Source organism: Candidatus Photodesmus blepharonis, from assembly GCF_000731795.2.
In the GTDB taxonomy this organism is placed as follows: domain Bacteria; phylum Pseudomonadota; class Gammaproteobacteria; order Enterobacterales; family Vibrionaceae; genus Vibrio; species Vibrio blepharonis.
Map to the genome: position 1 here is coordinate 1 of NZ_JGVK01000029.1, position 14909 is coordinate 14909.

Here is a 14909-nt window from a genome sequence, read left to right on the forward strand (position 1 = left end):
CGTTGGGCTATCGCCAAGCGGTAAGGCACCGGCTTTTGATGCCGGCATTCCCTGGTTCGAATCCAGGTAGCCCAGCCACAGTCTGATATCTTAATTTACTTTAAGCTCGCCAGTTAATACTAATTCATTTAGTGTTTAAAACAAGATGTTACGGATCACTTATTGTAGTAGTATCATCGCAGCGTTAGGGAGTTGTTTAGCTTGAGCAAGTATTGCTGTGCCTACCTGTTGTAAAATTTGAGATCTTGTTAATTGTGTCGTTTCTTTAGCAAAATCCGTATCTCTAATACGGCTATTTGAAGACTCAATATTTTCTTGTATACTAGCGAGGTTGTTAATACTATAATTCAATTGATTTTGCTTCACACCAAGATCCGCGCGCTGCTTATCCACATACTTAAGCGCGGCATCGATAATGCTGACCGCATTTTGTGAACCGCCGACTGAACTAATGTCAATATCTTGTACTGTACTCAAAGTACCTAATCCACCCTCTAATCCAAGTTCGTCAGCTAAATTACCAGAAATACTCAACTCACCCCTTAGATTTGACTCTGAGGCAAAAATTTGCAGTCTACCTTCTTCATCAACTGATGACTGCAGCCTATCCGATTGACCATTAATATATGTTGCTACTTCTTCAATATCATCACCCTTTTTAGCGATAATCTCAATAGTGATGACCTGTCCCGATTTTGTAGTAAATTCAAATTTAATATCTCTTCGGCTAGATGATACAACCCACTCTTTACTCTTACCTCTTTCAGCAATAAAGGACTGACCTCCCATACGAAAATCATCAGCACGGAGACTCGTTAAACCCATAATAATCGCTTCACCAGAGTTAGCACCAATTTGAAACGATGCTTCACCAAATGATCCATTTAACAATTTCTGACCACCAAACGAAGTTGTTTCTGCAACTCGATTTAACTCATCTTGCAGCGTTATAACTTCTGCGCTAAGTGCTCGACGTTCTAATACTGAATTAACACCATTAGATGATTGAAGTGCTAAATCACGCATACGTTGCAAAATATTAGTTGATTCATTCATCGCTCCTTCCGCCGTTTGAGCAATGGCAATACCGTCATTAGCATTCCGCATTGCCACGTCAAGAGCGCGTGATTGTGCTCTCAATCTATTAGAAATTTGCAATCCAACTGCATCATCTTTTGCACTGTTGATTCTGCTTCCTGACGATAAACGCTCCATAGAAGTATGCAATTCACTACTCGCCTTTGCTAAATAACGCTGAGTAACTAGTGATGCAACATTAGTATTCACTGTAATGGTCATACTTTTCTTCTTTCTCCTAGCGTATTTTAAATTCTCTTGCAAAACAGCCAACTGTTACAGTAACTCCGCAAGTATTGTAGCGACTACAATTAACGTCTAAGTTAACTATGCAAGCTAAACTCTGACTATATATAATTGAAAAGAGTTAGATCTTTTGCTTTGCTAAATGCGATTTGCGATGCCTGCAGAGCTCTCGAATTTTCACTAAACTCAATCGCTGCCTTGACATAATCAAGATCTTCAAGGTTGCTTTTCGTTTTTTCTAAAATTAATCTTAGATCTTCATGATGCTGTTCTTGTATATCAAGTGTATTAAGTCTCACACCAACATCTGTATGAGCTTGATTTAAATGAAGAAAAGCAGTATGTAATTCTCGAACAATTTGATGCAACTTTGCTGTAATATTAGAGTCTGAAATAGAACCTTGAGACAATTGAATCGCATTTTGTAAACTTTCAAAAACTGAGTAATTTTTTCTAGGTTCTAGAAGAATAGAATCTCCCTCCGTAATGCGTTTTTTAATTTGGATAGACACACTCTCATATTGAATACCTTTAGAAGGATCAAATTCATCCACTTTTACAATATTGCCATCCTTCTCTAATTGATAGCCATACTTACCTTTTGAAATCTCAATAAACGTTACTGTATAGCTAGATCGATCATTTACATCTAAATTGCTTGCGTTCTCTAACAATAACTCCGAAGAATTTTGCAATCGATACTGCGGTTCAAAATCGCCATATGGATTACGAATTTTCATAAAAAGTTTATCGCCAGGATCACTAACAGCTATCTCTAATAGATTGGAAATTTTCATCTTTTTCTGATAGCTATTACCTATATAAATCACTGTCCCATTTTGATCAGAAAAAAATGCTTGATTTTCAGATCTAGTCCCAGAGTAAACATAGTTACCTAATTCATCTTGGGTGTTAACTAAAGCAAAAAAATTTCGCGCTATTTCTTCAATTTTTCGTGATTTAGCTTTTCTATCTTCAGATGACAGTGAACCATTAATCATTTCCATCACAGTACGTTTCGCTTCATCAATGAAAGTTTCAGCACTAGATATAATAACTTCATGGTCCTGAAGACGCTTCCGTACTAAAGCAATCGCATCTATGTATTGCCTAATCTGTTCTGACTCTTGTCCAATATTTTGAATATAATTCGTAGATAACGGATCGTCACTACTCCGTATTAACTTCTTACCAGAAGCTAATTGCACTTGATTATTATGAATTTTATTTTCTTGACGACGCAAATCATTTTGAACAGATTGATAGCTGTGAAAACTAGATATTCGATTCAACATTTTTTAATTCCCTTCCCTACTATCTCAAAGCCAAAATCGCGTTGAAGGTATCATTTGCCGTCTGTAAAATTCGTGAGGATGCCATATAAGCTTGTTGGAATTTCATCATATTAGCTGCTTCTTCATCAAGATTTACCCCAGCAATTGAAGCAATACGTTCCTCTGAAACTTTCTTTTCCAAACGCGAGATATCAGCCAAACGTGAGGCTATCGATGTCTTTAAACTGATATCAGTATTAAGATCATAGTAAATATCCAGAATCGTTGATTCTTCGCTATTAAGCACTTTATCTCTCTGTAAATTCTGCATCTTAAGCAAATTTCCATTATCGCCTTCTGAAGGGACAAGATTGACCCTAAACTTGGCATTCGACAAAGCTCCGGCAGTCAATTCAAAGGTCGTACCTCGCACTGCAATAGGACTAGACGGTGGATATTTCTGTGGTTTTAATAATATTTTTCCGTTAGTGTCAGTAACTACAAATTGATTTCCCTCTTTTGATATCACAATTTCAAACTCACGTAAATCACCTACTGTCATGACTCTAAATTCAGCTTTACCTCTAGCAGTATTCAACCCTTCGTAGCTTTGCGCTGCAATTTCCATTGGATCATTCGTTGCCATTTGAATATGAGCGGCACCATGACGAGTTGGTCGAATTAATACTTTCTCTCCTATCTCTAAATTGTTATTCACTTCAATACGAATTCCATCAAAAACTAAAAAATTATCCACTAGAGGCACTGAAAATTGCTTTCCATTTGGCGATGTTACCATGTAATTGGCATCGACATATTCGATCAGATACTCCCCTTGCTTGATCTGGTTTATATCTTCAATAAAAACAGAAAAATCAGCACTTGAATTTCCAGCTTGAACTACGCGAGACTTAACTGCTAAATCTGAATTCACATCAGTAAAAATTAAACTTCCTATATTTCCGCGTAAATCTAAACCTTGCGACTGAAGTTTATTGAGTTCATAAGCAAATGACAAACTCATACGACCAATTTCATCCATAACCTGAGGGATATATTTATTACGCATATCAAGTAAAGCTCCGATCTCACCATCAATATCTTTGCTTAGAACAGCTTTCGTTCCTTCGCCTTCAAGCATACCTAAACGAAATTGATTCACATCAGGGTAACCATCGATAATTTTCAATTCGCTAACTTCCAACCCTGAAACCAACGTATTTCCATTACCAATGTGAACATTATAACCTTTATTATCTTTATATGGTGTGATAATAACTTTTATATATCTACACAAGTCAGATATAAGCTTTGCATGTTGATCCAATACATCATTATTTTGCTCAGATGTGCGCATCATTAAGCGTTTTAGATCGCGCAGTTCATAAGCAAGTTGATTAATACGTTCAACCCCAACATTGAGTTTTTTATCAATGATATCGGATTGTAATCGAATAGTTTCATATAAATTATTTAAGCTATTAGCAATCACGGCTGCTTTTTCCAATACAATCTTACGAACACCGATATCATTTGGACTATCGGCTAATGCTTTGATAGAACTGAACCATTCGTTGAAACTATCTGGAATATTTTCGGCTACGATAGAAGAAAGCATACTGAAACTTTCTTCCATATTTTGATTAAAAGCGAAATTAGTTACTGATGAATTAAATTCATTAAGAGAAAATTGATCCCATGAACGACGAATTTTTTCCACATGCACACCCATGCTATATACTTCTCCATCATGCTGACGAGGAGGATTACTTGCCTGTATAACTGACTGGCGACTATAACCTTCTGTATTAACATTAGAAATGTTGTGACCTGTAATATTGAGTTGTTTCTGAGCTGTTAGAACACTTTGTCTACCTATATCAAAAAGATCCGAGACCATATTCCCCCCAATTCGTGGTTACTTAATGTCTTTGAATTATCAGGCAATGTTTGCACCAAAATAAGTGTTTGAACAAATAAACAACTTCTATAAAACCGTTTTTGACAGCTGTTCTATATGTTCTTTAATATGCAGAACTTTATCAGCATATAGAGGATCTGTCGCGTAACCGGCTTTATGAACAGTACGAATAAAACCTTCATCATTATTGCTGTATTGTAGTGCTTTTCTATAACGAGGGTTTTGATCAAGAAAATTCACATAATCATTAAAGCTATCTCGATAAGTCCGATAAGATCGAAATACTGCTTTCTCTTTAACTGGCATACCACAATGGTACTCCAAGACTTGTTTAACCAACTTATCTCCCTGCCAAGTTTTATCTGCCTTGATATTAAATAAATTTTTACTGCTACCATTGACATTTTGAGCAATTTTCTGACCCCAACCCGTTTCTAAAGCTGCTTGAGCCAACAGCAACGATGAACTAACCCCAAGAACCTTTGCAAACTGATCAGCATACGGCTGCATTAAAGTAACAAAACCTTCTTGTGAATTAAAATATGTTGATTCAGATTTTGTTGATAAATTCAAATTTTTTTCATATACCGCTGCATCATTTTTTTTTGAGGTAAAACTTAAACTTAACTGCGCAACAATCATATCAGACAATCCAAACAAATTTGAGTTACTTAAATTGCTTGATATTTGTTCATCTAACATTTGACGATAAAATTTCTCATTGTTGTTTGCAATAAAATCAGATTCGAAAGCCAAATTTGCAGAACGCATTGAATTAAACAAAATTGAAATAAAAATGGATTCAAATTGATTCGCTACTGCGGTTAGAACCTCTTTTTCATTGCCAATAAGTTTAGCTTGCTGACGTAATCGATCTAAACTAGCAACATCGTAAATGAAGTCGACATTACTCCGATTAGTAACCATACCATTCCTTAGATAATAATTAATTTACCTTCAATTGCTCCTGCTTGTTTCAAAGCTTGCAAAATAGCCATCAAATCTGAAGGCGCTGCACCTACTTCATTTACTGTTCTCACTAGATCATCTAATGTCGAACCTGGCTCAAACTTAAACATTCTACCCTCCTTTCCATCAGTATCTAAACTATATTCTTCTATCGCTACTGTCATAGCACCGTGGGTAACAGCGGAAGGTTTGAGACGAACATGTTTACCAATTACAATGGTACCTGTACGTGAATTAATGATAATTTTTGCTGAACTATCAGCTGGATTGAACTCTAGATTTTCAATTGTTGATAGAAAAACTACTCGTTCACTAACATCTCTCGGCGCACGCACTTTTACTGTAGTTGCATCAATTGCAAATGCTATTTGAGAACCGAGAAAATCATTTACTGCATCAACCATACGCTGAGCAGTTGTGAAATCAGAGTCCAATAAATGAAACGTGATAAAGTCGCCACGACTGAATGGAGTTGGGATTTCTCTTTCAACAATAGCTCCGTTTAAAATCATACCGGCAGTTGGGTTATTTCCAATAACTTTTGAACCATCATCAGCATTTAGACTAAAATTACTGACAAGTAGATTTCCTTGAGCAACAGCATAAATTTCTCCATCTAAACCCTTAAGAAAGGTTTGCACTAAAGTGCCACCTCGAAGACTTTTTGCAGAACCAATAGACGAAACTACAACGTCGATGGATTGTCCTTGTTTAGAAAAAGCAGGCATATTAGCTGTTACAATCACAGCTGCAACATTTTTATTCTTAGGTTTAACTCCAGGGGGCAACACAATACCAAATTTCTGAAGCATAACATTGAAACTTTGATCTGTGAAAGGCGTTGATTCTCCTGTACCCACTAAGCCGGTAACCAAGCCATAACCAACTAATTGATTGCTACGAATCCCTGCTACTTCAGATACATCTTTAATTCGTGCTGCTTCTGCTCTTACAAAGACACCTAAGAGACTAACAAGCAACAGAAAAAAAAATTTCACCACTCCACCTTTAAATCCACTAAAAATAACAATATTAAAAAATTACAGAGACGCGCCAAAGAATTGTGCAAAAAATTTAGGTTTTTGTATATCTTGATTAGATCCAGTAGTAGAGTACTGAATTCGAGCGTTAAAAACTCGCTTTGAAACAACAGTATTATCAAAATCGATATCGACCGGACGAATAATACCGCTGAATCGAATATATTCATCACCCGTATTCAACGTCAACCATTTTTCACCGCGAACTACTAAATTACCGTTAGTCAATACCTCAACTACTTCAACAGTAACTGAACCGGCAATACTATTGCTCTGATTGGATTCCGCACTCCCAGAAAATTTATTATCATTGCTTAATTTATACGAAAAATTGTGATCATCAATGTCAAGTACCTTACCACCAAGCTCCAGCGGAGCCATCGATAAATCGTTATTTTTTGAAAGACCAGAATTAGCACTCTTTGCTGCTTTGGTATTTTCATGTAACTGGACAGTGATAATATCGCCAACAGCATGCGATCTTGAATTAGTATATAAACTATTGGAGTTACTTAGACTAAACAATGAGCCTGTTTCTGCTATATAGTGTTTAGGTGTATGTTTAGGATAAATAGGACTCCAAATAGGATCACCTTTCTTCACTGGTTCAGAATGAGAATGAACAGTTCTAGAACTATTATCTTCGTTTTCCTTAACAGTATCTATCGTTTTTTTATTCTGCATAGAATCTGGAACTTTAATTAACGGATCAAACGCACTACAACCTAAAAGCGGCATAAGAACCAAAATTACGGATAATAAGAACATGTGCTTATCCCACAATAATGCTATAATTGTTGATTAATGAAACCCATCATTTCGTCGACTGCAGAAATAACTTTAGAATTCATTTCATATACACGCTGAGCCTCAATCATGTTTACCAACTCTTCGGTCACATTGACGTTTGATGTTTCTAACATCGACTGACGTATGCTACCAAAACCCTCTAAGCCAGGTACACCCTCTTGAGGTACACCACTTGCCCCAGTTGGCAAATAAAGATTTTGACCAATTGGCTCTAAACCACTTGGGTTTATAAAATCTACAGTAGTAATTTGACCAACGACTTGATTCTCTTGCTGACCTCGAACACGCACTGATACTTCACCATCAGTACTGATAGTAATATTAATTGCGTTATCCGGAATTGTAATTTCCGGTTCTAAGCTGTAACCAGCACCGGAAGTCACGACTTCACCCACATCGTTCACGGTAAATTGACCATTCCGAGTATAACCTACGCTGCCATCAGGCATTAAAATTTGAAAAAAACCATCACCTTCTATCATCATATCCAAACTGTTAGTTGTGGTCTGCGTATTCCCTTGACTATGTATCTTTTGCGTCGCGACAACTTTAGAACCTGCACCAAGCATTAAACCACTAGGTAGCTCAGTATTTTGAGATGACTGACCACCAGGTTGGTTAATATTTTGATAAAACAGATCTTCAAACACAACATGGCTTTTTTTATACCCAACTGTTGACGCATTAGCCAAGTTATTAGAAATATTAGAAATATTCACTTGCTGTGCATCCAAACCACTCTTGCTGACCCATAATGCAGGGTACATAATTATCTCCTTAGATTCTCACTAATTTGTACTGCTAATTAAAGAAGCAGACGCCTTGTCCATATCTTCTATAGTACTCATCATCTTTATCTGTACTTCAAACTGTCTTTGTAAATCGATCAAGTTCGTCATTTCAGTGACAGAGTTAACATTGCTTCCTTCAACAGCACCTGTAAGTAGCCTTATATTGGTATCAGTTTCATACACCGCATCTTGCCCTTTCAGATGAAAAAGACCGTTTGAACCTTTGAATAAAGGCTGATTACTACTGGTTAATTTAATACGATTAACAATTTCGATTGCATCAGCTGGAGCACCTTGCGGAACTACAGAAACAGTTCCATCGCTACCAATCTCTACTTTACTGAGTGGGATCGGTAATGTTATAGGTGTATTAGTATCACCTAAAACTAAATGACCAAACGAATTAGTCAACAAACCATTTTTATTGATACTGAAGCTACCATTACGCGTCAGTCCTTCATTACCTGTTTGATCTAATACTGAAATCCAACCATCACCCTGAATGATCATATCTAAATCACGACCAGTGGTAATCACATTACCTTGAGAAAAATTTTGTCCTGGACGCTCTACCATACTAAATACACGACTAGGAAAACCTACACCATATACTTGCATTGATCTAGCTTGCGCTAAATCAGAACGAAAACCTGTGGTGTTAACATTTGCTAAGTTGTTAGCCCTTAGTTGTATAGCTTGCATACTTTGCTTTGCACCGCTCATCGCTAAAAATAACGCGTGATCCATAATCCATCCCAATCATTGTACTTTTAAAAACATCTCAGTAGACCGCAAAAAGAGTGCCGATAACACAATTAACGAATTTGCAGAATATTTTTTTGCAATTGATTATGAACTTCTAAGGAACGTGAATTTGCCTGAAAATTACGTTGGGCAGAAATCAGATCGACCAACTCTTGAGTCATATCTATATTTGATTGTTCCAAACTACCATTGTTAATAGTGCCAAACGCACCTTTATTAGATTCACCCCAAATCTTACTACCAGAAAATTGTGTTGAATCCCACTGAGTACCACCTCTTTTATCAAGACCTTGCTCGTTTGGAACTCGAGCCATAGCAACTCGACCTAAATTTACATTTTCACCATTGGAATAAGCGCCTAGCAGTGTACCATTTTCATCAAAATCAATTTTGGTTAAAAAACCAGTTGTTGCCCCATCTTCATAAAATTTGCTCAGTTCAAACGGTGCAGAATACTGTGTTGCCGTATTTAAACTAAATGATAACGTCTGAGTAGTATCTGCACCATTTAAATCAACTGGATTCAATCCAGAACCCAACGCTTCCGATACAACGTTCTGATTATTATTCAAACTTGAAAGTGTCCCGTCATTATTAAATCTCATCGTATGACCGACATGTCCAACTGGAGATATCGCATCACCACCTACGATATTAATCGCTTTCTCACCAGCTTGATCAGTTACTGTATAATATGTTTGCCATGTATTTGCCTGATTTTTATCTTTTAAATAGTATGTCGTTAATTTATAAGATTGACCCATAGAATCATAGATACTTGAGGATGTAGAACGGTTATAAGTGTCAGGATCGTTATAATCAAATAGAGAAGGATCTTTCATATCCCCATTTGCAGGCAAATTAACACCAACATCAATATTAGCCGTTTGTTTTGGTTTACCGAATTCTGCAGGGATAGATAATGGACTAGGTTCATAGGATAACACGTCACCAGTGTCTTTATTAACTTGATAACCGAGCACAAATTGATCATTTGCTGTTACAATATAATTATCTTTGTTAATATGAAAAGAACCGTTACGCGTTAGTTCATTTTGCTGAGGTATCAAACGGTCTTTCGCTACCACAAAAAATCCTGTACCAGATATACGCAAATCCATGGGATTATTAGTATAAATACTTGAACCTTCATGAAATTGTTGAGCAACTTTGCTCGCCTGAACACCTTGACCAGGAGTAGTTTTAGCATTAGTAAATAAGGAAGTTGAATGCACATCACCAAACTCTGCGCGAGACTCCTTAAAACCAAATGTGTTTGCATTTGCAATATTATTGCTCGTAGTGTTCAGATCCAACTGAGCCGCAGATAAACCGCTTAAAGATACATACGACATTACTATAATCTCCTAATTTAGTTATGATTTACTCACTTCCAGCACATCGGAAAGTCGAATTGGAGATTCGAAACCAGCCAAATTGAGCAATACACTGCCTTTACCGAGCAACACACTGTTAACATTTGCATACGTCAATACGTTAAATTCCTTGCTCTCTCCATTAAACAAACCTGAAGCTCTTACCCTATACTTACCTGCAGGCAACGGAGTGCCATTTTCATCTTTGCCATCCCATTCAATACGACTAGCACCCGCAGGTTTAGATCCTATTTCCAGTGTACGTACCAATTTCCCTGCTTTATCTTCAATTCGAACAAACAAGTTATCTAAAGCTTGAGGAAGCTGAACCATTGCTACCATCCCTTCACCATCTTGCTTTGTACCTACCATGCTTTCCACTAATACATTACGACCTACTAATGAAGAAGCCTGTAAGGCTTGATTAGATGTCATTGATACGTTCAATTTTTCAAATTGAGAGTTCATTCTACCAATGCCATCAACGGTTGCAAACGAGGCCATTTGCGCAATCATCTGATCATTGCTAACTGGCTTAAATGGATCTTGCTGAGCGAGTTGCTTGGTAAGCAATGAAAAGAAATCTTCCTGTTTAAGTTCCTGCTTAGTTGTTGCTTCATTAAGATTTTTCTTCTCTTGCAAACTCTTAAGTTGCTCAATGTAGGAGAAACCAATTTGACTAATGCTATCAAATTCAGCCATATGCCACCCCAAAATACTTATTTACCCATCTGCAACGTACGCAGAAGCATTTGTTTACTTGAATCTGCTACTTGCACATTTGTTTGATATGAACGAGAAGCAGAAATCATATTTGCCATTTCTTCTACCATATTGACGTTAGGTCTATAAATATAACCTTCGGAGTTTGCAAGTGGATGATTAGGGTTATACTCCACATTAAGAGGCTTATTACTCTCAACAACACCTAACACTTTAACCAGCATGCTGTGCGAATTGTGACGTGCTCGACTCAATTCAACACCAAACACAGGATGACGCGCCCTGTAAGTGTCTATAGCTGAGCTGGAAACACTATCTGCGTTCGCTAAATTGCTTGAAGTGGTATTCAAACGAATAGATTCAGCTCGCATAGCTGAAGCAACTACATCAAATACATTGAATAAACTCATCTGAACTATTCTCCTTTAATTGCCTTTAGTAAGTTTTTAAATTTACTGCCTAAAAAATCTAGCGAAGCTTGATGTCTGATTTGATTTTGCATGAACAGATTGCGTTCTAAATCCACATCTACTGTATTGCCATCACCTGTGTCAGGTTGATTAGGAATACGATAAAGGTGCTGCTCCAGTACAGTGCTTGAGGAAAAAAGATGCCGACTATCTGTCCGACTAAGACTTACATTTTTTCCAGACTCTACCATTGATAAAGCTTTTTGAAAATCCATGCCTTGTGCTTTAAATCCAGGTGTATTTGCCTGTGCGATATTATTTGAGATTAGCTCAGTATTACGTTCACGTATACCTATCGTATACTGATGAATCCCCAAAGCTTTATTGAAAGAAATAGCCACTCTCGCCTCAAAATGAAAAAACGGGTGCAGTTTTGCACTATTTTTAAAAGTATCGAAGAAAACTGCAATTATCAGACCATGTTGTTAAACAACAGTTATGATCAACTAGAAAACCATTTAAGTTTATAAATAATTCCAGGATTACAATGAATCATTTTAAAACGATCACTTAAACCAAGTAAAGATTCTGACGCTCCAAGAAAAAGATATCCACTAGAATTGAGACTACCTGCTATCTTTCTTAAATATTCAAGATTTCATGTCAATCGAAAAACAAATGAGAACATCACGACAAAACACAACATCAAATTTACCAAGTAGCTTGTAGCTTTCCACTAAATTTTGAGAACGAAAGCTAACTAAATGCTTGATATTATCTTTAACTTTCACACGATCATTACCAATATCTAAAAAATTCCGGCAACGTCCAGGGGAAAGATCGCTTCCAATCGCTGGACGATCATAAATACCCGTGCGACACAAATCTAGCATACCCTCAGAAATATCAGTTGCAGTAATCGAAACTTTTGGCAACATTCCAGGATCACATCACTGAGTTTCCACTATCGTCATCACCATAGAATATGGTTCTCTACCTAATGAACTTGCTGCAGACTAAATTTAAATTGGTTGTCTACAAGAAGCTGTTTCTGGTAATAGATTACCGGATAAAACAAATGGACAAGCATCTCTAAAGCATAGCGTTTCATTAATTGTCATGGCATCTACAGCGGTACGCAAATCATGATTCCAAGCTACTATGATATCCCGAGATAAAGAATCTGCATTAAACTTTTTTATCAAAGGATACAATCGACTTTTTAGCAAACACGCCTCCCATCCACTAAGACAATACCATACTGGGATTCCAAAAAGGCTTAAAATCATGATATTCTTGGTCACCTATTTCAACCGATCTTACAATATCTCTTTTAATCATATTATCGCAGTTTTCACTGCGTTACCAAGTTCATTGGGGTCGAACTTAGAGATGAACGAATTCGCACCAACTCTTTCTACCATTGCTTGATTAAAAACACCACTAAGTGAAGAATGAAGAATTACATACAATTTCTTTAAGTTAGGGTTTCGGCGTATTTCTGCCGTCAATGTGTAACCATCCATACTCGGCATTTCAATATCTGAAATCACTAAAGAAATTTGATCGTATATATCACCTTTAGATGCCATTTCTAAAAGTTTTTCATACGCTTCTTTGCCGTCTTTAGCCACAATAGTTTCGAAACCAATAGATACAATTGCACGTTCTACCTGTCTCCTTGCTACTGCAGAATCATCAGCGATCAAAACACGACGCACTATTGTTTTTTTAGACTCAGCTTGAGTAATTGCTTTGCCAATCAAGACATCCATTGTTTCATCACTTGGAGATATTTCAGCTAAAATTTTTTCTACGTCAAGAATTTCTATCAATTCATCATCAATATTAGTAACGGCTGTCAAATAACTTTCCTTCCCTGCACCGTCTGGTGGAGAAAGAATTGCTTCCCAATGCATGTTAATAATACGCTCAACTGAGCTAACTAAAAAAGCTTGAATACTACGGTTAAACTCAGCAATAACAACAAAACACTTATCTACATTAGTTGTTGGCTTTCCACCAATTGCTAAATTTAAGTCAACAACAGAAACAGTGTAACCACGAACATAAGCAATTCCTCTAATTAATCGATGTAAATTTGGCATTAGTGTAAGCTTAGGACACTGAAGCACTTCCTTTACTTTAAATACATTGATTCCATAACGTTGCGGACCCATGAGACGAAAAGTTAATAACTCTAATCGATTTTGACCAACAAGCTGCGTACGTTGATTCACTGAATCAAGAATACCAGTCATAAATTTATCTCCATATCAAACCCTGTTCAAAAGTGCTAACCTATTATATCTATTGTGAGAGAAGAGAAAAAGAATGATATATTCTAAATCATGTTGGCATTCCGTCACCATAATTAAGTGTAGAACTTTATATAAATATATATATCTGTATCTTAGTTTTTTGTTGCTTTTCTTAAATTTTTTTGCACATTCTGCAACGAATGAACAAATACAAGCAATTCAACAAGCTGCAGAAAACTATGTCATTAATCACATTGAAAGATCAAAAAAAGGAAAACTAGATGCTAAAGCAGCAAGTCTAGATCCTCGTATCTTCGCTACGGATTGCCCTTCTCCATTAAGTGTTTATTCTCCTCCGCTCCATACTTCATCTAATAATGTTACTGTACTTGTACAGTGTAAAGAAGATAATTGGAAAGCTTACATTCCCGTCCGTATTATATCCTATACGCCTAAAATTATAGCAACTAAACTTTTATACCGAGGACACATTATTTCTTCTAAAGATGTAAGGATAAGTATGGTAAACTTACATCGTTTTCAGCAACGAGGATTTTCCTCATTAAATATGGTAATCGGAGCAAAGATAAAAAGAAATTTGTATAAAGGAAATATTATCGAGCTAAAGGATATATGTGTTGTATGCCGTAATCAGAAAATTACAATAAAAGTTGTAAAAAAGAATATAACTATCACGGTTAATGGAATAGCTATCGCTGATGGAGTAATCGATGAGCAAGTCAAAGTAAAAAACACGAAGTCCAATCGCATCATAGAAGGGATAGTAACCGGAGTTAAAGAAGTCACTGTTCGCCTGTGAAGCTTGTTATAAAATATTTACTTTTTTCTAAAAATCTACCAGTTATAGAAATTACTAAAGTAATTTCTATAACTGTCGATAGCGATCACGTCTATCTTCATTTTTGAAAGGCACAGTATGACAGGTGTAGATAATATACGCTCGGGGCATGTTGTAGCATCTTCAACGCTTAACTCTGAAAGCAGTGTGTGTATTTCTGCGAAAAAGAATGAGCTTGCAGATACCGACAACAGTATGGTTTCTCTCAGTCAACAAAGTAAGGATATTGATGAAATAAGCAATAAAATAGCAATATTGCCCACTTTTGATACTGTTAAAGTAAAAGAAATCAAGAAAGCAATTAACAATGGTTCATACACTGTTGACTCAGAAAAACTTGCAGATAATATGATTAAATTCGAAAAAGAACTTGGTGGGTTATAAAGT

The 14909-nt window shown here is 36.4% G+C and carries 15 protein-coding genes, 1 tRNA gene and 1 pseudogene; 3 read left to right on the plus strand and 14 right to left on the minus strand.

What is annotated here, in order from left to right; all coding sequences use genetic code 11:
- Positions 1-3 precede the first annotated feature (3 nt).
- Positions 4-78 (plus strand) — tRNA-Gln (locus CF67_RS04230).
- A gap of 81 nt (positions 79-159) precedes the next feature.
- Here the strand turns inward: CF67_RS04230 and CF67_RS04235 are convergent.
- The 14 genes and pseudogenes from CF67_RS04235 to CF67_RS04300 form a co-directional block, all read right to left on the minus strand.
- Positions 160-1299 (minus strand): flagellin, encoded by a 1140-nt coding sequence (locus CF67_RS04235; protein ID WP_034414863.1) that lies wholly within the window; start codon positions 1297-1299, stop codon positions 160-162.
- Between the two features lie 125 nt (positions 1300-1424).
- Positions 1425-2618 carry a flagellar hook-associated protein FlgL gene (gene flgL / locus CF67_RS04240; protein ID WP_034414866.1) on the minus strand — a complete coding sequence of 398 codons (1194 nt, stop codon included), beginning with the start codon at positions 2616-2618 and terminating at the stop codon, positions 1425-1427.
- 19 nt (positions 2619-2637) lie between these two features.
- Entirely contained in the window at positions 2638-4497 is a 1860-nt protein-coding gene (flgK, locus tag CF67_RS04245) for a flagellar hook-associated protein FlgK (protein WP_034414868.1), read from the minus strand.
- A gap of 87 nt (positions 4498-4584) precedes the next feature.
- Positions 4585-5445, minus strand: a complete 861-nt coding sequence (flgJ, locus tag CF67_RS04250) for a flagellar assembly peptidoglycan hydrolase FlgJ (protein WP_034414870.1) — start codon at positions 5443-5445, stop codon at positions 4585-4587.
- A gap of 8 nt (positions 5446-5453) precedes the next feature.
- Complete coding sequence (locus CF67_RS04255) at positions 5454-6485, minus strand: flagellar basal body P-ring protein FlgI (protein WP_034414871.1); 1032 nt, start codon at positions 6483-6485, stop codon at positions 5454-5456.
- A 42-nt stretch (positions 6486-6527) separates the two neighbouring features.
- On the minus strand, positions 6528-7295 hold the full coding sequence (locus CF67_RS04260; RefSeq protein ID WP_034414873.1) for a flagellar basal body L-ring protein FlgH: 768 nt from the start codon (positions 7293-7295) through the stop codon (positions 6528-6530).
- A 20-nt stretch (positions 7296-7315) separates the two neighbouring features.
- Positions 7316-8104: a flagellar basal-body rod protein FlgG gene (flgG, locus tag CF67_RS04265; protein WP_034414875.1), complete on the minus strand. Its 789-nt coding sequence runs from the start codon at positions 8102-8104 to the stop codon at positions 7316-7318.
- 21 nt (positions 8105-8125) lie between these two features.
- Positions 8126-8875, minus strand: coding sequence for a flagellar basal body rod protein FlgF (locus CF67_RS04270; RefSeq protein WP_034414878.1), 750 nt, complete (start codon positions 8873-8875; stop codon positions 8126-8128).
- Between the two features lie 68 nt (positions 8876-8943).
- Positions 8944-10248, minus strand: a complete 1305-nt coding sequence (flgE, locus tag CF67_RS04275; protein ID WP_034414880.1) for a flagellar hook protein FlgE — start codon at positions 10246-10248, stop codon at positions 8944-8946.
- Between the two features lie 21 nt (positions 10249-10269).
- Entirely contained in the window at positions 10270-10971 is a 702-nt protein-coding gene (locus CF67_RS04280) for a flagellar hook assembly protein FlgD (RefSeq protein WP_034414883.1), read from the minus strand.
- 17 nt (positions 10972-10988) lie between these two features.
- Positions 10989-11402 carry a flagellar basal body rod protein FlgC gene (gene flgC, locus CF67_RS04285; protein ID WP_034414885.1) on the minus strand — a complete coding sequence of 138 codons (414 nt, stop codon included), beginning with the start codon at positions 11400-11402 and terminating at the stop codon, positions 10989-10991.
- Between the two features lie 5 nt (positions 11403-11407).
- The gene (flgB, locus tag CF67_RS04290; RefSeq protein ID WP_034414888.1) at positions 11408-11803 is read right to left on the minus strand and encodes a flagellar basal body rod protein FlgB; all 396 of its coding nucleotides are present in this window, start codon (positions 11801-11803) and stop codon (positions 11408-11410) included.
- Between the two features lie 101 nt (positions 11804-11904).
- Positions 11905-12743 (minus strand): annotated as a pseudogene (locus tag CF67_RS04295) (CheR family methyltransferase).
- Positions 12740-13663 (minus strand): chemotaxis protein CheV, encoded by a 924-nt coding sequence (locus CF67_RS04300; protein ID WP_034414890.1) that lies wholly within the window; start codon positions 13661-13663, stop codon positions 12740-12742. The pseudogene CF67_RS04295 and the gene CF67_RS04300 overlap by 4 nt, the downstream one beginning before the upstream one ends.
- A gap of 160 nt (positions 13664-13823) precedes the next feature.
- Here CF67_RS04300 and flgA point away from each other — a divergent pair, with 160 nt between their 5' ends.
- Positions 13824-14483: a flagellar basal body P-ring formation chaperone FlgA gene (gene flgA / locus CF67_RS04305; protein WP_320412133.1), complete on the plus strand. Its 660-nt coding sequence runs from the start codon at positions 13824-13826 to the stop codon at positions 14481-14483.
- Positions 14484-14600: 117 nt separating this feature from the next.
- Positions 14601-14906, plus strand: a complete 306-nt coding sequence (flgM, locus tag CF67_RS04310) for a flagellar biosynthesis anti-sigma factor FlgM (RefSeq protein ID WP_034414894.1) — start codon at positions 14601-14603, stop codon at positions 14904-14906.
- Positions 14907-14909: the final 3 nt, after the last annotated feature.